Source organism: Testudinibacter sp. P17/SS/0325 (assembly GCF_053570765.1).
This window is the reverse complement of the sequence record NZ_CM131635.1, coordinates 2,398,487-2,422,176: the sequence shown is the minus strand read 5'-3', so window position 1 is coordinate 2,422,176 and position 23,690 is coordinate 2,398,487. Positions and strand designations below refer to the sequence as shown.

Sequence of the window (23,690 nt, the reverse complement as noted above, 5' to 3'; positions counted from 1 at the left end):
GCTTACCATATCGGAAATAGAGGGATTTTTGTTTTTATATTGAAATAAGGCGTGTACGTTATGTTAGATGTTCAACCCAGCCATTTTTTTGCCTGTTTGGATCGCTTGAAGTTAATCCGGCGTTGGTCGCTGATGCGCAATATCGATAAAGAGAATTTGGCGGAACACAGTTTGCAAGTGGCGTTTGTGGCGCATGCCTTGGCGTTGATTAAAAACCGTTTTTTTAATGGCACGGTTAATCCGGAGCGGATTGCGCTGATTGCGATGTATCATGACAGCAGTGAGATTTTTACCGGCGATCTGCCGACACCGGTCAAATATTTTAACCCGCAGATTACCGAAGCCTATAAACGGATTGAGGTCGAAGCGGAAAAGCATTTGTTGCGCTTACTGCCGCAGGCATTACAAGCGGATTTTGCGCCGTTGCTGTGTGCCGAACTGATTAGCCCGCAAGATAAACACTTGGTGAAGCAGGCGGATGTGATTTGCGCTTACATCAAAGCCCGCACCGAGTTGGAACACGGCAATCAAGAATTTATTCCGGCGTTGAAACGGCTAGAAGGTTTGCTTGATGAGTGGAAAAGCGAAGAAATGAACTATTTTTTAACGGTGTTCGTGCCGAGTTTTGGACGAGCGTTAGATGAATTGAGCCTGTAAAAAGGCAAAGTGCGGTCTGAGAGGGCAGAATGGCAATCACAATAAAAAAAGAGTGGAAACAACGCTATATCGACGATCCCAAACGGGAGCATGATCACCGTTCGCCGTTTCAGCGCGATCGCGGGCGGATTTTGCACTCGGCGGCGTTTCGCTGTTTGCAGGCAAAAACGCAAATTCATGCGGTGGGCGAAAATGATTTTTATCGTACCCGCTTAACCCATTCGTTGGAAGTGGCGCAAATCGGCAGCAGCTTGGCGGCGCAACTGGGTTTAAGCGAACCGTTTCAAGCGTTATCGGCGCAGTTGAATATCGCTGAACATGAGTTACAGAAAATGCTGAAACCGTTGTTGCCGCCGATTAGCCTGATCGAAACCCTCTGTTTTGCCCATGACATCGGACATCCGCCGTTCGGACACGGCGGCGAAGTGGCGTTGAATTATATGATGTCGCAAGCCGGCGGTTTTGAAGGCAATGCCCAGACTTTTCGTCTGATTACCAAATTAGAGCCGTACACCGAAAAAGCCGGGATGAATTTGACCCGTCGCGCGATTTTAGGCGTGGTGAAATACCCGACGATTTTAGATGACGCTTCGCCGCAATATGCCAAGTGCGGTCTGCAACCGCACTTGACTGATCCGCGCTATGTCAATATGCGCAATTGGAAACCGGGAAAGGGTTTGTTCCGCGATGATTCTGCAGTGTTTGATTGGCTGCTGCAACCGTTAAGCCGCGCAGATCGTGATGAATTTTGCCGCTATCGGCAAGCGCGGCAAACGCCGCAAGACAGGTTGAAAACCGTGTATAAATCATTGGATTGCAGCATTATGGAATTGGCGGACGATATTGCCTATGCGGTGCATGATTTGGAAGATGCGATTGTGGTCGGGGTGGTGAATCTGCAACAGTGGCAGCAGGCGTATCAACAACTGAAAAATTGCCAATCCGTTTGGGTTCAACAACATATTGATGAGTTGAGCGAAAAGCTGTTTTCCGAACATCACTATCAGCGCAAAAATGCGATTGGGGCGTTGGTGAATTATTTTATCACTTCCGCCCGTTGGAAAATCAACCAAAACTTAAACGATCCGTTACTGCGTTATAATGCGGAGTTGCCATCGGAAGTGGTGGAAGTGCTAAGTATTTTCAAAAAATTTGTCTGGCAATATGTGATTTGTCATGTCGATACGCAACGGATCGAATATAAAGGACAGCGGATTTTATCTGAGTTATTCCAAATTTTCGAATCTGATCCGCAGCGCTTGCTGCCGCCAAATACCGCCAAACGTTGGCAAAGTGCGGTCGACGGTGATAAAAAACGGATTATCTGTGATTACATCGCCGGTATGTCCGACGCCTATGCGCTGAAAGTGTACCAACAATTATAATAAAGCGAAGAGAAAAATGATTTTATCCGGAGTATTGGCTAATGCGGGCTTAGTGGTCGTCGGTGGAGTCGTTGGCAGTTTGTTGGCGAGCCGGGCAAAAACGCAGGTTATCGACAGTGTGTTGCAAGGCTTGGCGCTGTGTGTTGCCTATGTTGCGGTGCAGAATCTGATTGGCGGCGGTAATATTTTTATTATCGTTGCTTCGATTGTGCTTGGTGCGATTCTGGGGGAACTGTTGAAATTAGACAGCAAGTTGACCGCACTTGGCGACTGGGTGCAAACTAAAGTTAATCGTGGCAAAGGCGAATTGGCGATTGCCGAAGGTTTTGTCAATGCGTCGCTGCTGTTTTGTGTCGGCGCAATGGGCATGGTCGGTTCGTTGGAAAGCGGGCTTGCCGGCAATCATCAAACTTTATACGCCAAAGCGGTGATTGACGGCATGGTGTCGATTGCGTTTGCGTCCACCATGGGAATAGGCGTGGCGTTTTCGGCGGTATCAATTCTGATTTATCAAGGCATTATCGTACTCAGTGCCAGCTTAATCAGTCCCTATCTTTCCGCACAGGCAATCAATGAAATGAGCACCGTCGGCGGCTTGCTGATTCTCGCCATCGCCTTAAATATGCTGAAAATCACCAAAATCCGCGTCGCTAATTTTATGCTGGCACCGCTATTGGCGATTGGGTTTTCGTTCTTCCTTTAGTTTTCTCTGAATTCAAGGCAAAAAAAAAGCCCTCCGCAAGGAAGGGCAAATATATTTGGAGTCATACTTTTTTAGGGTATGGCGCTATTATACTTATCTAATTTCACAAATCAATAACAAATATGAAATATTTTGTTAAATTTCACATTTATTTCTTATGCGGATTGCGCGTGTTGCTATCGACCAAGTTGCGCATTAATAACGCATAGTTCAGCTCGATATCTTCAGGTACCTCTAAAAACACAAAATGTCCGTCGCCCGGCGCAACCTCAACCGCTTCGTTTTTGCGGTTGAGCATTTTGTTGATCTTGAACACGATATTGCCTTTCGGGGTCATCAGTTCGACTTCGTCGCCAAGCAGGAATTTATTTTTTACCGCCACTTCCGCCATGCCGTTTTTACGCACGCCGGTGAATTCGCCGACAAATTGTTGCCGTTCGGAGATCGAGTAGCCGTAGTCGTAATTTTGATATTCATCGTGGGTGTGGCGGCGCAAAAAGCCCTCGGTATAACCGCGGTGTGCCAACGATTCCAAGGTGTGCATTAAATTTTCGTCAAACGGCTTACCGGCGGCGGCATCGTCAATTGCCTTGCGATAGACTTGTGCGGTGCGTGCGCAGTAGTAGAATGATTTGGTGCGCCCTTCGATTTTTAATGAATGAACCCCAAGTGCGGTCAGCTTCTCAACGTGCTGTACCGCGCGCAGATCTTTCGAGTTCATAATATAGGTGCCGTGTTCGTCTTCAAATGCGGTCATTTCTTCGTCAGGGCGCTGGCTTTCGGTTAAGAGAAACACACTGTCAGTCGGTTTGCCTTCGCCCAGCGTAGGCGCGACGTTTTTGACTTCGATCAGGTGATCCGGATTGACGATATTGCCGATTTCGTCTTCTTTGCCTTCTTTCACGTTATATTCCCAACGGCAGGCATTGGTGCAAGTGCCTTGGTTCGGATCGCGTTTGTTGATGTAACCCGACAACAGGCAGCGCCCGGAATATGCCATGCATAATGCACCGTGTACGAAAATTTCCAGTTCGATTTCCGGCACTTGTCGGCGGATTTCAGCGATCTCATCCAGCGACAACTCACGCGATAAAATCACCCGCGTCAGCCCCATTTGTTGCCAAAATTTGACACTCGCCCAGTTCACCGCATTGGCTTGCACCGAAAGGTGAATATCCATCTCAGGAAAATGTTGGCGCACCAACATAATCAAACCCGGATCGGACATAATCAGCGCGTCGGGTTTCATATCAATTACCGGTTGCAAATCGCGAATAAAGGTTTTCAGTTTGGAGTTGTGCGGTGCGATATTCACCACCACATAAAACTTTTTGCCGAGGGCGTGGGCTTCATCAATCCCGATTTTCAGGTTGGCGTGGTTAAATTCGTTGTTGCGCACGCGCAGGCTGTAGCGCGGCTGTCCGGCATACACCGCGTCCGCGCCGTAAGCAAAGGCATAGCGCATATTTTTGAGTGAACCGGCCGGCGAAAGCAGTTCCGGTTTGAAATTCGTTTGGCTCATCATCTGTCTCTTATTTCTGATGTCAGGTCAGGTTATACCTTTTGCCTTATAAAAAGCAAAGTGCGGTATAAAGGGACGGCGATTTTATCCTGTTGCTATTTTTTGTGCAACTGAAACGGTGATCACATTTTCGAATAAAAAAGCAAGAAGGCGTTGAATTTCATTTCAAAATCACTATACTAGCAAACTAGTACAACAATACAAATCGACAAAAGGATTGAATGATGAAATTAGGCAAAACCTTACTCGCAACCGCACTTGGCGGTTTACTGTTTTTTAGCGCCGCACACGCTGAAAAAAGTGTTCAACAAAGAGTGGCAATCACGGCGATTGTCGAACATCCGGCATTGGATGAAATTCGCAAGGGGATCATCGACCAATTGGCAAATGAAGGCTTTGTCGATGGCAAAACGATTAAAATTGATTACCAAAATGCGCAAGGCAGTTCGGCGACCGCCGGGCAGATTGCGCGTAAATTTGTCGGCGATAAACCGGCGGTGATTATTCCGATTACCACGCCGAGTGCGCAGCCGGTAGCGGCGGCAACCCGTCAAATTCCGGTGATTTTTAGTGCGATTACCGATCCGATTGCGGCGAAATTGGTGAAGCAGTGGGGCAAAAATACCGGTAATGTTGCCGGTGTTTCCGATCAAATTCCATTAGAGCCGCAAGTTGAGTTGATTCAAACGTTAGTGCCGAACGTGAAGTCAATCGGTTATGTGTATAGCCCGGGTGAAGCCAATTCGGTGGCGGTGTTGGATATGCTGAAAGTCGCAGCGGAGAAACAAGGGCTCAGCGTATTGGCAGTCCCGGCGCAGCGCACGGTGGACATCAGCACCGCCGCGCGCAGCTTAATCGGCAAAGTGCAGGTGATTTATACCTCGACCGATAATAATGTAGTATCGGCGTATGATGCGTTATACAAAGTAGCGGTGGAAAATAAGATCCCGTTAATCGCAGCGGATTTTGGTTCGGTGGAGCGCGGCGCAATCGCAGCGTTGGCGACAAATCAATATCATATCGGGGTCGAAACCGGCAAAATGGCGGCGCAAGTCTTGCGTGGCGCGAAAGTGTCTGAACTGGAAACCATCCGCATGCCCGATCAGGATTTGTATTTAAATCCGCAGGCGGCAAAATCGCAGGGCGTTGAACTGCCGCAAGCATTATTGGAGAAAGCCACGCGCGTGATTAATCCGTAATATTTTTTGATTTTCATTTCAACCGCACTTTGTGTTCAATTAACGCAAAGTGCGGTTTTTTACATTCTATGCTTTCTTATTTTTCCTGATTTGTGAGCAAATTGGCATTAATGCTTCAGGGTGGATAATTTCTATTACGGTTGTATTGATTTTATTACGGATTTTGATTATCTTTAGCCGTAAGATAATTTTGTCTGACAGGAGTGAAGAATGAAAACAGTAAAAACAATGTTATGGGCGGCATTAAGTGCGGTATTGATCAGTGGCGGCGCTGTGGCGAACGAGGTCAAAAATGTAGCGATCACCGCAATTGTGGAACATCCGGCGTTGGACGCGGTGCGGGAAGGGGCGTTGGCGGAACTGAAAAAAGCCGGTTATGAACAAGGCAAAAATTTGAAAGTGGATTTCCAAAGCGCGCAGGGCAACACGGCAACCGCGGCGCAAATTGCACGTAAATTCGTAGGCGACAAACCGGATGTGATTTTGGCAATCGGTACGCCGAGCGCGCAATCGGTGGTGGCGGCGACGCGTCATATTCCGGTGGTGTTTTCTGCGATTTCTGATCCGGTGGCGGCGAAGTTGGTGAAGGATTGGGACGCGTCCGGCACCAATGTCACCGGGGCTTCGGATACATTGTTGATTCAGCCGCAAATTGATTTAATTAAACAGTTAATCCCGAATTTGAAAAAAATCGGCTATGTCTATAGTACCGGCGAAGTCAATTCGGTGGTGGTGTTGAAGCAGTTGCAAGAAGCGGGCAAAGCGAACGGATTTGAGGTGGTGGAAGCCCCCGCACCGCGCACCACCGACATCGGCACTGCCGCGCGCAGTTTAAAAGGCAAAGTTGATGTGATTTATACCTCAACCGACAATAATGTGGTGTCCGCTTATGAAGCGCTGTATAAAGCGGCGTTGGATTCAGGCATTCCGTTGATCGCTTCCGATACCAGCACCGTTGCGCGCGGCGCAATTGCGGCATTATCCAACAACTATTATATCTTGGGCGAAGAAACCGGCAAAATGATGTCAAGAATTCTTGACGGTGAAAAGGCAGGTGATATCCCGGTGAAAACCATGGATAAATTGGATTTACACCTGAATTTGAAATCCGCCAAAGCCTTTGGGGTAACGGTGCCGCAATCCTTGATTGACTCGGCGAAAGAGGTGATTAGCGAATAGTTGATTGCTTTTTAAGCGAACTATCGCGGTTGATAAAAATGATACAAGGCTAACCTGTATCACTGTGATAGTATAACAAGACATTTAATGTTGATTATATTTATACCGCACTTTTCTTCAACCTGAGGCAAAGTGCGGTTTTCTGATTAAAGATTGATGATTATGACTTCGGTATTATTTTTAGGTGCTTTAGAGATCGGGTTGATCTATGCCTTAGTTGCGTTGGGCGTACTGATTTCCTTTCGTATTTTAGACTTTCCGGATTTGACTGCCGACGGCAGTTTTCCCTTGGGGGGCGCGGTGTGTGCGGTGTGTATCGTCAATGGCGTCGACCCTTGGATTGCCACTTTTGCCGCCGCCCTTGCCGGCGCGGCTGCCGGTTTGGTGACCGCATGGTTACACGTTTCGCTCAAAATCTTACAACTGCTCGCCAGTATTTTGGTGATGATCGCGCTCTATTCGGTGAATTTACGCGTGATGGGCTCGCCGAATTTATCCCTCTTGAACGAGCCGACGATTTATGCGCCGTTTATCAATGAAGATGCCAGTAACCAACTGTATATTCAGCCGTTGTTTGTGCTTGGTTTTGTGATTGTGGCGAAATTGGCACTGGATTGGTTTTTCAACACCGAGATCGGTTTGGCGGTGCGCGCGACCGGGGCGAATTTACGCATGGCAAAAGCGCAAGGCATTCCGACCGGGAAAATGATTTTCTTAGGCATGGCGATTTCCAACGCCTTGATTGCGCTCGGCGGTTCGCTGTATGTGCAAACCCAAGGCGGGGCGGATATGTCGATCGGCGTGGGCACGATTGTGATCGGCTTGGCGGCGGTGATTATCGGCGAGACCTTGATTCCATCGAAACGTATTCTGGTGATCACGCTTGCCGTGGTGGTCGGTTCGATTTTATACCGTTTCTTTATCGCGGTGGCGCTCAGCAGCGATACCTTGCGTGAAATCGGTTTCGGTGCGCAGGATCTGAATTTGGTGACTGCGATTTTAGTGGTGTTGGTGTTGATTGCACCGCAGATGAAAAGTAAATTTTTAGCCAAGAAGTCGTAACGCTTATGATGAAATTAGATGATTTAAAAATAACCTTCAACCGTGGCACTCCGATTGAAAATCCGGTGCTGCGCGGGCTGTCGTTGGATATTGGCGAAGGGGAGTTTGTGACCGTTATCGGCAGTAACGGCGCAGGTAAATCGACCCTATTAAATGCAATTTGCGGCGATTACTTGGTTGATTCGGGTAAAATTTATCTGAATGGTAAAGACGTAACCCGTAAAGGCACATGGCAGCGTGCGGCGTCGGTGGCACGCGTGTTCCAAGATCCGATGCTCGGCACCTGCGAAGGACTGACGATTGAGGAAAATATGGCGTTGGCTTATAACCGCGGCAGAAAACGCGGTTTATCGTTTTTCACCAATAAAGCCGCGCGCGATCTGTTCCGGGAAAAGCTATCGATGTTAAAGCTCGGTCTGGAAGATCGCCTGACCGACCGCATGGGGTTGCTTTCCGGCGGGCAACGGCAGGCGGTCAGCTTATTAATGGCGTCGTTACAGCCGTCGAATATTCTGTTATTAGACGAACACACCGCCGCCCTTGATCCGAAAACCGCCGCTTTTGTGATGGAGTTGACTGATCGCATTGTTAAAGAAAATAAGCTGACAGTGATGATGGTGACTCACTCAATGCGCCAAGCGCTTGATCACGGCGAACGCACGGTGATGTTGCACCAAGGGCAAGTGGTGTTGGATGTGAAAGGCGAAATCCGCGATAAAATGGATGTGCCAGATTTGCTACAACTGTTTGAGAAAACCCGCGGTGAAGAAATTACCGATGACAGCTTGCTGCTGGGTTAACCCACGCTAATGCGCAGTCTAACCGCACTTTGTTTATCATGAAAGCAAAGTGCGGTTTTGTATTATAAGGAAATTGCGTTTTACTTAAACTTCCGGTCGGCTACTGCAAATGAATTCGCCGTCTTTGCCTTGCCATTCGATTTCGACGAGGGTGCCGGTGCTGAAGCCGATTTGTTGCGCCGAGCCGCAAAGTGCGGTGACCAGATCCTCAACGAAGGGTAAATGAGAAACCAATAAAACGCTGGCTACGCCGTCTTGCCATAAAGTGGTCAGATAATCCACGACAATATGGCTGTTGCCATAAGGGGTGATGGCGTCCCAGGTTTCGATTTCATTGGGAAGTGCGGTTTGTGTCGTGTCGGCTAAAGCCTGATAAGTTTGCTGGGCACGGTTATACGGGCTGACCATGACTTTTTCAATCTGACTTGCCGCTTCACTCAGCCAGACACCTTGCTGTTTCGCTTGTTTAATACCGTGCGCGGTCAAATTGCGCTGCGTATCGTTGCGTGCAACCAGCTCGGCTTCTCCGTGACGCATAATAAAAATTCGCATATAACCTCTATCCTGTGATGTGATTACGTTCCTTGCCCTATAAGATAACCGTTTGTAATGGCAAACAAAACAAAAATTTCCAGTTTGTGATCTCGATCTACATTTAATTTGAGCGTATAATACAGCCAATTTTACGGTCGGTGTCATTTTATTTTCAATTCGATGTCACCCACTGTCATCTATTCATCCTATCACCAATACTTTAGAGGTATGTTCATGTCAAGAAGACTGAGAAGAACGAAAATTGTTTGTACAATGGGTCCGGCAACTGACCGTGATAACAACTTAGAGAAAATTATTGCGGCAGGTGCGAATGTGGTTCGTATGAACTTCTCCCATGGTACGCCTGACGATCATATCGGCCGTGCGAATAAAGTACGCGAAATCGCGAAAAAATTGGGTAAACAAGTGGCGATTTTAGGTGATTTGCAGGGGCCTAAAATTCGTGTTTCGACCTTTAAAGACGGCAAAATTTTCCTGAACATCGGTGATAAATTCGTCTTGGATGCAGACTTGCCTAAAGGCGAAGGCAACCAAGACGGCGTTGGTTTGGATTATAAAGAATTACCGAAAGACGTGGTGCCGGGCGACATTCTGTTGCTGGACGATGGCCGGGTGCAATTGAAAGTGTTATCGACCGAAGGTAACAAAGTGTTTACCGAAGTGACTGTCGGCGGTCCGTTATCGAACAACAAAGGGATCAACAAATTGGGCGGCGGTTTGTCTGCCGATGCGTTAACCCCGAAAGATAAAGCCGACATTATTACAGCGGCGAAAATCGGCGTGGATTATTTGGCGGTTTCTTTCCCACGCAACGGTGCGGATCTGCATTATGCGCGCCAACTGGCACAAGAAGCGGGTTTGAATGCCAAAATCGTCGCCAAAGTGGAACGTGCCGAAGCGGTTGCGACCGATGAAGCGATGGACGATGTGATCTTAGCCTCCGATGTGATCATGGTGGCGCGTGGCGACTTAGGGGTGGAAATCGGCGATCCGGAATTGGTTGGTGTTCAGAAGAAACTGATCCGTCGTTCACGCCGCTTGAACCGTGTGGTGATCACCGCAACCCAAATGATGGAATCGATGATCAGCAATCCTATGCCAACCCGTGCGGAAGTGATGGATGTGGCGAATGCGGTGTTGGACGGCACCGATGCGGTGATGTTGTCAGCGGAAACGGCGGCGGGTCAATACCCGGCGGAGACCGTTGCTTCAATGGCGAAAGTTTGCTTGGGCGCAGAAAAAATGCCAAGCATTAATGTGTCCCGCCACCGTATGGACGCGGTATTCAGCAGCATTGAAGAATCCGTTGCGATGTCGGCGATGTACGCGGCCAACCACTTAAAAGGCGTAAGCGCCATTATTGCGATGACCAGCTCCGGCCGTACCGCACTTTTGATGTCACGCGTCAGTTCCGGTTTGCCGATTTTCGCCTTATCGCGTAATCAACATGCATTGAACTTGGCGGCACTGTATCGCGGGGTAACGCCGGTTTACTGTGAAGAAGCCAGCCGTACCGTTGAAGGTGCGAAAAACGCGATTGAATTGCTGAAAGACAAAGGTTATTTGGTTTCCGGCGATTTAGTGTTGTTGACCCAAGGCGATGAACTTGCCGAAGGCGGCACTAACACTTGCCGTACTTTAGTGGTTGAATAATTGGCAACCGCTGATTAAGAATGAAAACCTCTCGATCTTCATGACGAAGCGAGAGGTTTTTTCTTGATCTTTTTTATCCACCTTTTTATGTAGAGAAACGATTCATTTGGGAGATAACAATGCGCTATTTATGGTTTTTGACCGCACTTTTATGGCTTCCGAGCGTTTATGCTGCGTTAGACGGGCAACAACTGGTGCGTGATGCCCGCAGTCAGATCGGCGTCACCTTGACCTATGATTCCGCCTATCGCAAATTGGCTTATCCGATGGGGGATATCGAACCGTCGAAAGGGGTTTGCAGCGATGTGGTGATCCGCGCTTTACGTCGGCAGGATAAAGATTTGCAGCGCTTAGTGCATGAAGATATGAAGAAGGCATGGGAACAATATCCGAAAAATTGGGGTTTAAAAACGATTGATCGTAATATCGATCACCGCCGAGTGCCTAATTTGGAGGTTTATTTTAAACGTCATGCCAACCTGCGGTCGTTAACCGATGTGGCTGATTTTCAAGCCGGGGATATTGTGACTTGGCGTTTAGACAATAACGCACCGCATATCGGAATCGTCTCGGATAAAAAAAGCGCTGGCGGCATTCCGTTAATTATTCACAATATCGGGCGCGGCACACAGGAAGAAGATATTTTGTTTAAATACAAAATGGTCGGACATTATCGCTATTAAGCTTAAGCACGGAATAAAATGGGTCTATGGCAGACCCGATTAAGCGTTAATGCACGGCTTTCTCGCTGCTGCTTAACATCTGGCATTCCCAGCCGTTATATTCGCCGTCGTATTCTGCCGCTTGTCGTTCAAACTCCTCCACTAAACTGAAAATAGACTCATCATCCAAGCTGGCCTCTTGTTCCAAGTTGACCAGATAAACGCTTTCTCCGTCATATTGCACCGGCGTTTCGGTGTATTTAATATCAAAAGAAAGTTGTTGGGAGAAATAATCAATAAATTCCTCCATCATCTCTTCACGTTCAAACTGGAATTTATGTGTGATTTGACGCGGTTTTGACAGATCTTCGCCTTCTTGCTGCAACAAGGTCAGGGTATCGGCTGTGGCATTCAACTTCATTTCCAGCGGAGAAGGCAGCAGGAAATCGTAATATAAATCACAATTCGGATCAGCCTGACTGATCGGAACAATCCCGTTACTGCGAATGAAATCCAGTTGTTGCAGTGACCGAGTGAATGCCTCGGTATCTTTAGTGTAAAAATACAGGGTGATTTGACCATCGGCAACAATATAACCGGCAAACAAACTGTCATTCAGCGCCATTAGCGGCAGTAAGGTTTGTGAAAATTGATCCAAATAGTGCTGTGCCGTAGTAATGCTTTGATCGCTGCCCAACGATAAAGGAAGGGAAAAATGTACGACATACGAATGTGCATTTTCGTCCAGTTGTTCGGCGATTGCCAAATTCACCGTAATAACCGCCTCTTTGTCTTTCAGGGCGGTACGGTAGGTTTGCCAATTGTTTTTTGCTACCATAATTCCGCCTTATTTAAATGAAGCCCACACCGGCGCATGATCCGACGGTTTCTCCATCGCTCTGATCTCCAAATCAATTCCGGTTTCGATACAACGCTGTGCAAGTGCGGTATTTGCCAGAATCAAATCAATGCGCAAGCCACGGTTGTCGTCAAATCCTTTGGAACGATAATCAAACCAAGAGAAACGATCGTCGGCGCTCGGGTTTAAATGGCGGAACGTATCAACCACGCCGAAATCCAATAAGCGTTGCAACCATTCTCTCTCTTCCGGCAGAAACGAGCATTTGCCGGTGCGCAGCCAACGTTTGCGATTCTCTTCGCCGATACCAATGTCTAAGTCCGTCGGGCTGATGTTCATATCGCCCATAATGATGACCTGATTTTCGGCAGGCAAGTGGCTTTCCAAATAGGTTTGCAAATCGGCATAAAATTTTTCTTTTGCCGGAAATTTGGTTTCATGGCTGCGGCTTTCGCCTTGCGGAAAATAGCCGTTGATCACTGTTACCGTGCCATTCTCCATTGCCAGATCCGCCATAATAATCCGCTTTTGCGCGTCCGGGGTATCGTCGGGAAAGCCGCGCCGCACCGCTAACGGTTGCTGTTTGCACAGCAATGCAACGCCGTAATGGCCTTTCTGCCCATGGTGAAACACATGATAGCCTAAATTTTCCACCAAATGATAAGGAAAATCTTCATCCGCAACCTTGATTTCCTGCAGTCCGATCACATCGGGCTGATGTTTGGCGACAATCGCTTCCAATTGCAGCGGTCTTGCTCTGAGTCCGTTAATATTAAATGATACAAATTTCATGATTAGCCTGTTTATTTTTCTTTATTCTCCGAAAGACGGATTTTAGCAGAGTTTGCGAAATCTGTCTGTGCGGCCCCTCTGTTTTTTATTGGGTAAATTTTTATTTAATCCTTTCTCTATTTTTGTTAAAATAACGCCAATTTTTTTCTATTAAAAGGTTAAAAGATGTTCAATAACAATGGAATGTCCAAAGTATTACGCTTGTCGATTATCGGTGGACTGCTTTGCGCGACTTCCGCAGTGGCGGAACAGAGTGCGGCATCGGATGAAGCCCAAGCCCAAGCGCAGCAAATCATAGCGCCTGTTAATAATGAGGTGCAACAAGCGGCTGCTCAGGTGCAGCAAGTCGGGGAAGAAGCGCTGCAAGCGGTTGATGTCGCAATACAGCAAGAGGCCGAAAACAGCCAAAGTGCGGTAGAAATAGCCGCGGCATTAGCGGCAAAACAAGCGGCACAGGAAAAACTACAGCAGTTGTTGAACGGAACTGAAGTCCAATTTGAATCCGCACTTGCCGATTTGTATGCGGATCACCAATTTGCGCCGATTTGGACGGATAAAGCGGCGGAAAAATCATTTTTACAACAGTATGTGGTGTGGGTGCTAAGCGGGGTTTCCCACACGGCAGCCGATACCTTAGCGGAAATCAGCCGTAGCGATGATGGCATGGTGCGCGATATTTTGTTGAGTGACGCTTTCCTGAACTATTTGTATTATCAAGAAAATTTGAAAAGATCCTCAGCCAAATGGCTGTATGGCAACAGTGGTTATAAAGCAACTTTGCCAAGCGAAAGCAAAATTGCCGCTTGGAAACAAGCGATCGGCGACGGGCAAACGGCGGCATTCGTACAAAAATTGGCGTCAAATAACAAGCGTTATAAGCAAACCGTTGAAACAGTCTTGCGCTCTTTGCCTGACAGTATCGCCAGTTCGGTCAGTGTGAGCGAAACGTTAAAGCCGGGCATGCAATCAGCGGATGTAAAAAATTTGGCGACCATTTTGAAAGGCAAAGGCTTTTTACCTGCAACACATAACGGCAGTATTTATGATGATGAATTGTTGGCGGCGGTGAAACAATTTCAAGCCCAAAACGGTTTAACGGCCGACGGCATTGTCGGTGCCGGTACGCGCAATCTGTTAAATCAAAATTTAACCAGTAATCTGTATAAATTATCGATTAACGCGCAGCGTTTAAGCGTATTGCCAAACGAAACCAACGGCATTTTCGTCAATATCCCGACCTATAAGCTGCATTATTATCGTGACGGCAAATTGGTGTTGGATTCTAAAGTGATTGTCGGTAAAAAAGACCGCCCGACGCCGGTGATGTCAAGCCGTTTGAGTAACGTGGTGGTCAATCCGCCATGGAACGCGCCGGTGCGCAATATTAACCAAGACATTATCCCGAAAGTGCGCCAAGATCCGAGCTATATCTACCGCAAGGGCTACACCATTATTGATGGCAAAGGACGTACGATCGATCCTTACACCATTGACTGGGAAAATATGACGGCGAAAAACTTTCCGTACCGATTGCGTCAAGCCCCGGGTGGCGACAGTGCCTTAGGTAACTACAAATTCAATATGCCGAGTAGCGACGCGATTTATTTGCACGATACCCCGTCCAGAGGCTTATTCGGGCGTAATGATCGTGCCTTAAGCTCAGGTTGTGTGCGGGTGCATAAATCGGATGAACTGGCGACTTTATTGTTGCAGGAAAACGGCTGGAGCAACGAACGTCAACGGCAGGTGCTTGCCAGCAAAAAAAACACATCGGCTAATCTGAGCAAGCGCGATGATGTCTATTTGTATTATGTGACCGCATGGGTCGATAACGGCAAAGTGCAAACCGCGCCGGATATTTATGGTCATGATCGCAAATTGGCAAAAACCAATGTGAATTGGAGAAATGTGAAGCAATTACTGAATTAAAACACCAAAATTGCAGCATATATCGCAAAATTATAAAAAAGCTATTGATTAATAGCTTTTTTTATGTTTTTCTAGGCAAAATTTGCTAGAAAATGAACTTGTTTGGTTTTTTAGCGTCGAATAAACACATTTAATCCACTATTTTATTACTCATTCAAAGACTATGACCGAAATCAATAACTCGCGCCGTAAGTGGTTAGCCTTGGGCGGCATTGTACTGGGCGGCACACTGTTGCCGACCGAGTTGCTGGCAGCCGTTTCCACCCCTAAGCCAAGGGTGATGACTTTTAGAAATATCAATACCGGAGAACGACTTACTTCAGCCTTAACAAACGGCAAAATCAGCAACACCACCGATTTAAAAAAATTGAATCATCTGCTCAGAGATCGCCGCAGTCAAAAAGTCCACCGTATTGATCCCCGACTGTTCAGTAAACTGTACCAAATTCAAGGTAATTTAGGTTTGCGTAATACCGAAATCCAAATCATCTGCGGTTATCGTGCGCCGGCGACTAATGCCGCCATGAGCGCGCGCAGCCGCGGGGTGGCAAAAAACAGCTACCATATGCGGGGGGAAGCGATTGACTTCCGTATCGACGGCGTATCTTTGGCAAATGTGCGCAAAGCGGCGACCCGCCTGAATAATGGCGGAGTCGGTTATTATCCGCGCAGTAATTTTGTGCATATTGATGTTGGCCCGAACCGCACTTGGCGCGGGAGTTGATACAAGTATTCGCATGAACGTCGAAATTATTCCCGTTACAGCCTTTCAGCAAAACTGTTCGATTATTTGGGACGAACAGAAAAATGCCGCGATTATCGATCCGGGTGGCGAAGCCGATAAGTTGATTCGTTTTATCGAAGAAAACGCGCTTCGGCTGCAAAAAATTCTGTTGACCCACGGGCATTTGGATCATGTCGGTGCGGCGGCAAAATTAAAGCAACATTTTCAAGTTGAAATTGTCGGACCGCACTTTGACGATACCTTTTTATTTGATTCTTTGCCTGAGCAATCACGCCGTTTCGGTTTATTCGAAGTCGATGTGTTTTATCCCGATCACTGGTTAAATCAAGCCGGGCAGATTGTGACGGTCGGCGATCTGCAATTTGAAGTGCTGCATTTGCCGGGGCACACCCCGGGGCATATCGGTTTTATCGAACATCAGAAGAATATTGGATTTACCGGCGATGTGTTGTTTAACAACAGTATCGGGCGTACCGATTTTCCGCGCGGTGATCATCAACAGTTATTGACCTCAATCCAAGAAAAATTATTTCCATTAAATGACGAGATGATCATTGTCGCCGGGCATGGTCCGGCAACCAAAATCGGTTTGGAAAAACAGAGTAATCCGTTTTTAACCCGCTAAATTCGTTTCCAAAAAATAAAACTCGCCAAGTGCGAGTTTTATTTTTTGTTATGAATACAATGACGGATCATCTTCATTCGGGCGGGTTTTAAAACGGCGGTGTAACCACATATATTGCTCAACCCCTTTCAAAATCTCTTTTTCCACCAATTTATTCATTAAAACCGCAATTTCGGTTTTATCCGGAACGGCAGGGAAAACAAAAGGTTCGGAAATCGAGACATGATAGCCCGAACCGTCACGTTTTCTCAGCGGGGCAAAAGGGACGATTTTGGCTTGCGGCGAAGATTTCAGTAAGTAGTAGGAACCGGTGGTCGTGGCGGCGTCCGCTACCGCAAAAAAGGGAACGAATACCGCATTTTTGCGTCCGTAATCATGATCCGGCGCATACCAAATCGTATCGCCTTGTTTTAATGCACGAATCATGCCGCGCAGATCCTTACGATCCAGAAGGGCTTTATTTGAGCGCAGCCGCCCGTGGTATTGCAGCCAGTCAAAAGCCGGATTATCGTTAGGGCGATAAACCCCGACACCGGGGTGAGATAAGCCAATCACCCGCGCGCCCAGTTCTAAAGTCAGAAAGTGGATACCGACTAAAATAACGCCATGCTTGTTATCCCGGGTTAAATGCTCAATGCCGCTGATTGAACACCACTTTTTTATTCGCTTGTCCGGCCAAAACCATGCCATGCCGGTTTCGATAATCCCCATGCCGACCGAACGTAAGTTTTGTTCTAAAATCGCTTCGCGCTCTTGTACGGTTTTTTGCGGAAAGCAGAGTTCCAGATTGCGGCGGGCAATTGCCGCGCGCTTTTTTCCAACGCCTAATTTAGAAAATAACCAGCCGAGCGAGGTGCCGATCTGCAATAATAGCGGATAAGGCAGTAATAAGATCAGACGAAAAAGGCCCAAACCGATCCAAAAGAACCAATATTTAGGGTGTAAAAATTCGCGTTTAAACTGTGGGAGCTGCTCTTGTGCCATTCAACCTTTCCTGCGTTTTAATCTCATTGCCATGCGAGTTATCGCCGCTATAGTTTAACGGAAAAACAAATAAATAAACATTTTTATGATAGAATCAGGAAAATTTTCTCAGGAGTAGGTTATGACACAATATTCAACGCAATTCAAACGGGCTAATGTGTTGGTACTGGGCGATGTAATGCTGGATCGCTACTGGTTTGGCGCAACCAATCGCATTTCGCCGGAAGCGCCGGTGCCGGTGGTGCGGGTACAAAATAATGAAGAACGTGCCGGCGGTGCGGCGAACGTGGCGATGAATATCGCCGGTTTAAATGTGCCGGTGAACTTATTGGGCTTTATCGGACAAGATGAAGCCGGTGCGGCATTGGAAAAAATGTTGCGTCGACAAGGGATTGATTGCGATTTCGCCGCGTTGGACACCCATCCGACCATTACTAAATTGCGGATTTTATCCCGTCATCAGCAGCTGTTACGTCTCGATTTTGAGGAAAACTTTCATGATGTGCAAAGTGCGGTTTTAGTGCGGAAATTGCAAAGTACGGTTGCTGATTACGGCGCATTGGTTCTATCGGACTACGGCAAGGGCACATTAAATGATGTACAACAAATGATCCAAATTGCGCGCGCGGCAAAGGTGCCGGTGTTGATTGATCCGAAAGGCACGGATTTCGAGCGTTACCGCGGCGCAACCTTGCTGACGCCGAATTTATCGGAATTTGAAGCGGTGGCGGGGCATTGCGCCGACGATCAGAGTATTGTGGAAAAAGGGTTGAAGTTGATTGCCGATTACGACTTGGCGGCGTTATTGGTGACCCGTTCGGAAAAAGGCATGACTTTATTACGTCCGAATGCCGAACCTTATCATTTACCCACCGAAGCCAAGGAAGTATTTGATGTGACCGGTGCCGGCGACACGGTAATCAGCGTGTTGGCGACCGCGATTGCCGACGGGCGCAGTATGGAAGAGGCGTGTTATCTTGCCAATGTTGCGGCAGGTATTGTGGTCGGGAAATTAGGCACGTCCACAGTCAGCCCCGTCGAGCTGGAAAATGCGATTCATCACCGTGATGAAATCGGCTTCGGGATTATGCACGAAGCGCGTTTGAAAGAGGTGGTTGCCAGTGCCAAAGCGCGCGGCGAGAAAATCGTGATGACCAACGGTTGCTTTGATATCCTGCATCCGGGGCATGTGTCTTATTTGGAAAATGCACGTAAACTGGGGGATCGCTTGATTGTCGCGGTGAATTCCGATGAGTCGGTGAAACGCTTAAAAGGCGAAAGCCGTCCGATTAATCCGCTTGAGGCGAGAATGGCGGTGCTTGCCGGTTTGTCTGCCGTCGATTGGGTGGTGGAATTTCGCGAAGATACGCCGCAGCGTTTAATCGGCGAAATATTGCCGGATTTACTGGTGAAAGGCGGGGATTATAAAGCGGAAGAGATCGCCGGTAGCCAAGAAGTCTGGGCAAACGGCGGCGAAGTGCGGGTGCTGAATTTTGAAAATGGCTACTCAACCAGCAGTGTAGTGGAAAAAATTCGGCAACTGGGCTAAGGATTCACCGCTCAAAGACATTCAATCGGTGGGGGAAACCCCACCTTATTTTTTGGCATTAATCAATTCCGCCAACAATTCAATATGTTGGTCAGAATCATTCAATGCCGGAATATAACGGTAGGATTTGCCGCCGTTTTCTAAAAAAAGCTCGCGGTTTTCCTCGGCGATTTCTTCGAGGGTTTCTAAGCAATCCACCGCAAAACCGGGGCAGACCACGGCAACATTTTTTTGTGCTTGTGCCAGTTGCTGCACGGTTTCATCGGTGTAAGGCTGTAGCCACGGCTCTTTGCCGAAACGCGATTGAAAGCTCAGTTGCCATTGGTTTTCGTTTAAACCTAATGCTTGCGCCACCAAAAGTGCGGTTTGGCGGCAATGCTCGGCGTAATAATCGCCTTCGTCTTGATAGCGTTGCGGAATGCCGTGAAAGGAAAACAGCAGCACTTCATCGGCTTGCAAGGTCGGGCGAATACTGTCGGCAAGGGCGCTGATGTATTTCGGGTGATCGTGATAATGCTGGATAAATTCGATTTGCGGTATAAAGCGGTGTGCTTTCAGCGCGTGGGCAAAGGCATCAAACACGCTGGCGGTGGTGGTGGAACTGTATTGCGGATAAAGCGGCAACACGATAATTTTTGCCACTTGCCGGGCAATCAGTTTGTCAACCGCACTTTGCATTGACGGCTCGCCGTAGGTCATCGCCGGCTCAATTGCGATCTCGGTATTTTGTGCGGCAAAATGCTGTTGCAGTTTCGCCACTTGGCGTTGCCCGATTGCCAACAGCGGCGAGCCTTGTTCCGTCCAAATACTTTGGTATAACTTAGCGACACGCGGTGAGCGTTTCGGCAAAATCAAGCAATTCAAGATAAACGACCACTGTAAACGCGGCAGATCGATCACGCGCGGGTCAGACAGAAATTGTTTCAGGTAGCGCTTGACCGCACCGGTGGTGGGGGCGCTAGGTGTGCCGAGATTGACTAGCAGAACACCGATTTTCTTATTCGTTATTTTTTGCTTCATTATTTTCCTTGTTTATTCACCACGGCTAAGGTCAAGCGCGCCGTGCAACAGAGCTGTAATTGTTCGTCATACAGATTAATCAACCACACTTGCGTGCTTTTGCCTAAACGGGCCGGGGTGGCGCGCGCGGTGACGGTTGTGCCTTTTTTAACCGGACGCAAATGGCTGGCGTTGATTTCGGTGCCGACCACAAAATGTTCATCGCTGACACAACAAAATCCGGCAAGTGAGCCGACGGTTTCGGCAAGGGTGGCGGAAATGCCGCCGTGTAGATAGCCCATCGGCTGACAGCTGCGCTCATCGACCGTCAGTTGTGCTTCCAGCCAATCATCGCCTTTGGCACTAAATTGAATCCCCAAATGGCTGATGGCACTATTGTCGCAAAATTGGTTAAGTTGTTGCAATGTCAGCGGCTTGTTCCAAATCATGTTATTTCCTATTACTTAAATAATGAAAGCAGCGCTTGCACCGGGTGTTTCGGTTGCCACTGTTCCATGCGTTTCACTTGGCTGCGGCAGGAATAGCCGGTTGCCAAGCAGAATTGCGGATCGTATTTCTTCAATTTCTGTTGCCATGACAGATGATAAATCGCTTTCGACATCTCAACGTGCCGGCTTTCATGCCCGAATGTGCCCGCCATGCCGCAACAACCGACCGTTTCGCTCACCAGTTCTTGTCCGAAACGGGCGAAAATGGTTTGCCACTGTTTCGGGCTGTTCGGCAGCGCGGTGGCTTCGGTGCAGTGTGGGAACAGATACCAAGTGCGGTTTTCGTTTGGCGCAACCGCACTTTGCCATTCCGGCGTAGCGACTTGCTGCAACAGCCACTCGTGCGCCGTCAGCACCTGAAAATCCAGTTTTTGCCCCAGCACTTGCGGATACTCTTCGCGATAGGACAGCACAATTGCCGGATCAACCCCGACCAGCGGAATCTCCAATTTTGCCAAGCGGCTTAAAAATGCCGCTTGATGGCGCGCGGTTTTAGCGAAACGGGTTAAAAAACCTTTGATATGTTGCGCTTTGCCGTTCGGTTTGAACGGTAACACAAGCGGTTTGAAGCCCAACTTTTGGCTTAAAACAACGAAATCGGCGACCACTTTGGCGTCATAATAGGAGGTGAACGGATCTTGCACAATCAACAACATCTTGCTTTTCGCTTCCGCCGACAAGGTTTCCAGCTGTTCCAACGAACCGCCTTGATAGCCGATTTCGATTAATTGTTGTTGCAAGGTCGGATTGCTCAAACTCGGCAAATCGACCATGCCGAGGGTTTTTTCCGCCAGATAGCCGCTGATTTTCGCTTGGCTGAAAAAGTTAAAAAAACGTGGGACTTTTGCCATTAACGGCGCGACATATTCCACATTGGAAACCACATAATCTTTCAATGGGCGCAAATAACGGCTGTGATAGAAATGGTTGAATTGTGCGCGAAAGCTCGGTACGTCAATTTTAATCGGGCATTGGCTGGCACAGGCTTTGCAAGCTAAACAGGTGTCCATTGCAGTTTTGACTTCATGGGAAAAATCGTATTCGCCGCGCTGTTTGCGCCAACTGTTACGCACTTTTGCCACTAAATCGCTCAGCTTGATTGCTTGATTTTGGCGGAAATCGAGCTGTTCCGGTGTTACGTGTTGTTCGCTCAGCAAACGCAGCCATTCCCGCACCAATGCCGCGCGCCCTTTCGGGGAAAAAGTGCGGTCTGCGCTGACTTTCATCGAAGGGCACATGGTGCTGTGTACATCAAAATTAAAACATAAGCCGTTGCCGTTACAATTCATCGCACCGGCGTAGTCTTCGCGCAATGTCACCGGAATTTGGCGGTCAAAATCGGCACGCATTGGCGAGGTGATCGGATACAGTGCCGCCTCGGTTTCCAACGGCGTACAAATTTTGCCCGGATTGAGGCGGTTTTGCGGATCAAACAGTTGCTTGATATAGCGCAGTTCCTGCCACAGGGTGGCGCCGAAAAAACGTTCGCCGTAAGCGGAGCGCATGCCTTTGCCGTGTTCGCCCCAAATTAAACCGCCGTATTTGGCGGTCAGTTCCACCACTTGATCGGAAATGGTTTTGAACAGCTTGACTTGCTCTATATCGCACAGATCCAATGCCGGACGAACGTGCAACACACCGGCATCAACGTGTCCGAACATACCGTAGTCTAAACCGTGTTGATCAAGCAACGTGCGGAATTCAGCAATATAATCCGCCAAATGTTCAGGGGGCACGCAGGTGTCTTCCACAAACGGAATCGGTTTTGCCGCACCTTTGGCGTTGCCGAGCAAACCGACCGATTTTTTGCGCATCGCATAAATTTTCAAAATGGACGGCAGATCATGACAAATTTGATAGCCGATAATACCGTCTTGTTGTTTGGCGATACGTTCGTCCAACAGCTTGCAAAGTGCGGTCACACGCTGTTCTAATGCCCGCTGTTGCTGACCGGCAAACTCGACCAGATTTAAACCTAAAATCGGATTGGCTTGGTCTTCCGTCAGCAAATCGCTGACCGAATGCCAAACGATGTCTTGCTTGGCGAGATTTAACACTTTCGAATCGACGGTTTCCACCGACAACGCATTGGCTTGCAACATCAGCGGCGCATTGCGTAGTGCCGCATCGAACGAATTATACTTAATATTAATCAAAGTGCGGTATTTGGGAATCGGCAACAAATTCAGCGTTGCCTCACAAATAAAAGCAAGCGAGCCCTCCGAACCGGTGAGAATACGCGTTAAATTAAAACGGCTTAAATCGGCATTAAATACATTTTTCAGATCGTAGCCGGTCAGAAAACGGTTGAGCTGCGGCAATTCGGATAAAATCGTGCTGCGGTTTTGTTTGCAGCGCTGGTAAACCTGTTGATGTAAATGCAATGCGGTTGGTGATAACCGCACTTTGCCTTGTTCCAGATCGGCGCTGTCGAGGCTGTCGGTTTGCAGAATTTCACCGTTAATCAGCACGGATTTTAAGCCGAGCACATGATCGGAGGTTTTGCCGTATTGCAGCGAACCTTGCCCGGACGCGTCGGTGCTAATCATGCCGCCGAGAGTGGCGCGGTTGCTGGTGGAAAGCTCCGGCGAGAAAAACAGCCCGAACGGTTTGAGAGAATCATTCAGTTGATCTTTGACCACCCCGGCTTGCACCCGCACCCAGCGTTCTTCCGCATTGATTTCCAAAATTTGATTCATATGGCGTGATAGATCGACAATGATATTGTTGTTTAATGCCTGCCCGTTGGTGCCAGTGCCGCCGCCGCGTGGGGTGAAGGTAAGCGAGAGAAAGGCTTCACGTTGCGCCAATTTGGTTAAACGCACCACATCCGCGATGTTTTTCGGAAACAGAATTGCCTGCGGCAATTGCTGATAGACACTGTTATCCGTTGCCAAACTCAGGCGTGCGGCATAAGAGGATTCAATATCGCCTTCAAAATGTTGTTGTTTGAGCGCATTTAAATAGTCAAGTGCGGTCGGGTTTAATTGAGGGAGTGAGTCTAAACGGGGTAACATGATAAAAAATAATCCGGAATTTTTTTAGTGGCTGTAAATTATATTATAGTCTAGCATAGTTACGTTTTAGAAAAGGGCAAAAATAGCGCAAAAAACAGAAAAATTTATTAATCATTTTGCCGTATATGCCATGATTTTAACGCAATAATTGTTTGTTTTTCGATGGGTTTGATTAAAAATTGAACTAAAATGGCTTTTATTATGCTAATTTGGTTGATTTTAACGCAATTGGCTATAATAATAGACACATACTCAGAGACTATTTGAGTATGGCAACAGTCAAGATATGATTTGACTGTTCGGAT

Annotated in this window: 21 protein-coding genes; 13 read left to right on the top strand and 8 right to left on the bottom strand. The window is 47.8% G+C overall.

Going from position 1 to position 23,690, the window contains the following annotated elements; genetic code table 11:
* The first annotated feature begins 60 nt into the window (after positions 1-60).
* From yfbR to ACWA50_RS11545, 3 genes are read left to right on the top strand one after another with little or no spacing between them, the layout of a single operon-like run.
* The gene (gene yfbR / locus ACWA50_RS11555) at positions 61-657 is read left to right on the top strand and encodes a 5'-deoxynucleotidase (protein ID WP_431052680.1); all 597 of its coding nucleotides are present in this window, start codon (positions 61-63) and stop codon (positions 655-657) included.
* Positions 658-686: 29 nt separating this feature from the next.
* Positions 687-2,042: an anti-phage deoxyguanosine triphosphatase gene (locus tag ACWA50_RS11550; protein WP_431052678.1), complete on the top strand. Its 1,356-nt coding sequence runs from the start codon at positions 687-689 to the stop codon at positions 2,040-2,042.
* A 16-nt stretch (positions 2,043-2,058) separates the two neighbouring features.
* Positions 2,059-2,745 carry a DUF554 domain-containing protein gene (locus tag ACWA50_RS11545; protein ID WP_431052676.1) on the top strand — a complete coding sequence of 229 codons (687 nt, stop codon included), beginning with the start codon at positions 2,059-2,061 and terminating at the stop codon, positions 2,743-2,745.
* 148 nt (positions 2,746-2,893) lie between these two features.
* Here ACWA50_RS11545 and trhP read toward each other — a convergent pair whose 3' ends face one another.
* Positions 2,894-4,267 carry a prephenate-dependent tRNA uridine(34) hydroxylase TrhP gene (gene trhP / locus ACWA50_RS11540; protein WP_431054352.1) on the bottom strand — a complete coding sequence of 458 codons (1,374 nt, stop codon included), beginning with the start codon at positions 4,265-4,267 and terminating at the stop codon, positions 2,894-2,896.
* 224 nt (positions 4,268-4,491) lie between these two features.
* On the opposite strand from trhP, the gene ACWA50_RS11535 reads away from it, so the two are divergent.
* From ACWA50_RS11535 to ACWA50_RS11520, 4 genes are all read left to right on the top strand, one after another.
* Positions 4,492-5,466, top strand: a complete 975-nt coding sequence (locus ACWA50_RS11535; protein WP_431054351.1) for an ABC transporter substrate-binding protein — start codon at positions 4,492-4,494, stop codon at positions 5,464-5,466.
* A 210-nt stretch (positions 5,467-5,676) separates the two neighbouring features.
* On the top strand, positions 5,677-6,645 hold the full coding sequence (locus ACWA50_RS11530) for an ABC transporter substrate-binding protein (RefSeq protein ID WP_431052674.1): 969 nt from the start codon (positions 5,677-5,679) through the stop codon (positions 6,643-6,645).
* A 162-nt stretch (positions 6,646-6,807) separates the two neighbouring features.
* Positions 6,808-7,707, top strand: a complete 900-nt coding sequence (locus ACWA50_RS11525) for an ABC transporter permease (RefSeq protein ID WP_431052672.1) — start codon at positions 6,808-6,810, stop codon at positions 7,705-7,707.
* Positions 7,708-7,712: 5 nt separating this feature from the next.
* The gene (locus ACWA50_RS11520; RefSeq protein WP_431052670.1) at positions 7,713-8,507 is read left to right on the top strand and encodes an ABC transporter ATP-binding protein; all 795 of its coding nucleotides are present in this window, start codon (positions 7,713-7,715) and stop codon (positions 8,505-8,507) included.
* Positions 8,508-8,591: 84 nt separating this feature from the next.
* Here ACWA50_RS11520 and sixA read toward each other — a convergent pair whose 3' ends face one another.
* Positions 8,592-9,059, bottom strand: coding sequence for a phosphohistidine phosphatase SixA (sixA, locus tag ACWA50_RS11515; protein WP_431052668.1), 468 nt, complete (start codon positions 9,057-9,059; stop codon positions 8,592-8,594).
* A 216-nt stretch (positions 9,060-9,275) separates the two neighbouring features.
* On the opposite strand from sixA, the gene pyk reads away from it, so the two are divergent.
* A complete protein-coding gene (gene pyk / locus ACWA50_RS11510) occupies positions 9,276-10,715 on the top strand; it encodes a pyruvate kinase (protein ID WP_431052666.1) in 1,440 nt (479 codons plus the stop codon).
* A gap of 119 nt (positions 10,716-10,834) precedes the next feature.
* A complete protein-coding gene (locus ACWA50_RS11505) occupies positions 10,835-11,398 on the top strand; it encodes a DUF1287 domain-containing protein (protein ID WP_431052664.1) in 564 nt (187 codons plus the stop codon).
* Positions 11,399-11,444: 46 nt separating this feature from the next.
* On the opposite strand, the gene ACWA50_RS11500 is transcribed toward ACWA50_RS11505, so the two are convergent.
* Both ACWA50_RS11500 and xthA read right to left on the bottom strand, forming a co-directional pair.
* A complete protein-coding gene (locus tag ACWA50_RS11500; RefSeq protein ID WP_431052662.1) occupies positions 11,445-12,215 on the bottom strand; it encodes a TIGR01619 family protein in 771 nt (256 codons plus the stop codon).
* Positions 12,216-12,224: 9 nt separating this feature from the next.
* A complete protein-coding gene (gene xthA / locus ACWA50_RS11495) occupies positions 12,225-13,028 on the bottom strand; it encodes an exodeoxyribonuclease III (protein ID WP_431052660.1) in 804 nt (267 codons plus the stop codon).
* Between the two features lie 165 nt (positions 13,029-13,193).
* Here xthA and ACWA50_RS11490 point away from each other — a divergent pair, with 165 nt between their 5' ends.
* The 3 genes from ACWA50_RS11490 to ACWA50_RS11480 all read left to right on the top strand — a co-directional run bounded on the left by ACWA50_RS11490 (position 13,194) and on the right by ACWA50_RS11480 (position 16,327).
* Entirely contained in the window at positions 13,194-14,957 is a 1,764-nt protein-coding gene (locus ACWA50_RS11490) for a L,D-transpeptidase family protein (protein ID WP_431052658.1), read from the top strand.
* A 163-nt stretch (positions 14,958-15,120) separates the two neighbouring features.
* On the top strand, positions 15,121-15,681 hold the full coding sequence (locus ACWA50_RS11485; RefSeq protein ID WP_431052656.1) for a DUF882 domain-containing protein: 561 nt from the start codon (positions 15,121-15,123) through the stop codon (positions 15,679-15,681).
* Positions 15,682-15,694: 13 nt separating this feature from the next.
* Positions 15,695-16,327: an MBL fold metallo-hydrolase gene (locus ACWA50_RS11480; protein ID WP_431052654.1), complete on the top strand. Its 633-nt coding sequence runs from the start codon at positions 15,695-15,697 to the stop codon at positions 16,325-16,327.
* A gap of 48 nt (positions 16,328-16,375) precedes the next feature.
* Here ACWA50_RS11480 and lpxL read toward each other — a convergent pair whose 3' ends face one another.
* A complete protein-coding gene (lpxL, locus tag ACWA50_RS11475) occupies positions 16,376-17,311 on the bottom strand; it encodes an LpxL/LpxP family Kdo(2)-lipid IV(A) lauroyl/palmitoleoyl acyltransferase (RefSeq protein WP_431052652.1) in 936 nt (311 codons plus the stop codon).
* A 121-nt stretch (positions 17,312-17,432) separates the two neighbouring features.
* On the opposite strand from lpxL, the gene hldE reads away from it, so the two are divergent.
* Positions 17,433-18,860, top strand: coding sequence for a bifunctional D-glycero-beta-D-manno-heptose-7-phosphate kinase/D-glycero-beta-D-manno-heptose 1-phosphate adenylyltransferase HldE (gene hldE, locus ACWA50_RS11470; RefSeq protein WP_431052650.1), 1,428 nt, complete (start codon positions 17,433-17,435; stop codon positions 18,858-18,860).
* A 45-nt stretch (positions 18,861-18,905) separates the two neighbouring features.
* Here hldE and hemH read toward each other — a convergent pair whose 3' ends face one another.
* The 3 genes from hemH to ydiJ are packed head-to-tail and all read right to left on the bottom strand — an operon-like array spanning position 18,906 to position 23,385.
* Positions 18,906-19,868, bottom strand: coding sequence for a ferrochelatase (gene hemH / locus ACWA50_RS11465; protein ID WP_431054350.1), 963 nt, complete (start codon positions 19,866-19,868; stop codon positions 18,906-18,908).
* An 11-nt stretch (positions 19,869-19,879) separates the two neighbouring features.
* The gene (locus ACWA50_RS11460; RefSeq protein ID WP_431052648.1) at positions 19,880-20,308 is read right to left on the bottom strand and encodes a hotdog fold thioesterase; all 429 of its coding nucleotides are present in this window, start codon (positions 20,306-20,308) and stop codon (positions 19,880-19,882) included.
* Positions 20,309-20,319: 11 nt separating this feature from the next.
* The gene (gene ydiJ / locus ACWA50_RS11455) at positions 20,320-23,385 is read right to left on the bottom strand and encodes a D-2-hydroxyglutarate dehydrogenase YdiJ (protein ID WP_431052646.1); all 3,066 of its coding nucleotides are present in this window, start codon (positions 23,383-23,385) and stop codon (positions 20,320-20,322) included.
* Positions 23,386-23,690: the final 305 nt, after the last annotated feature.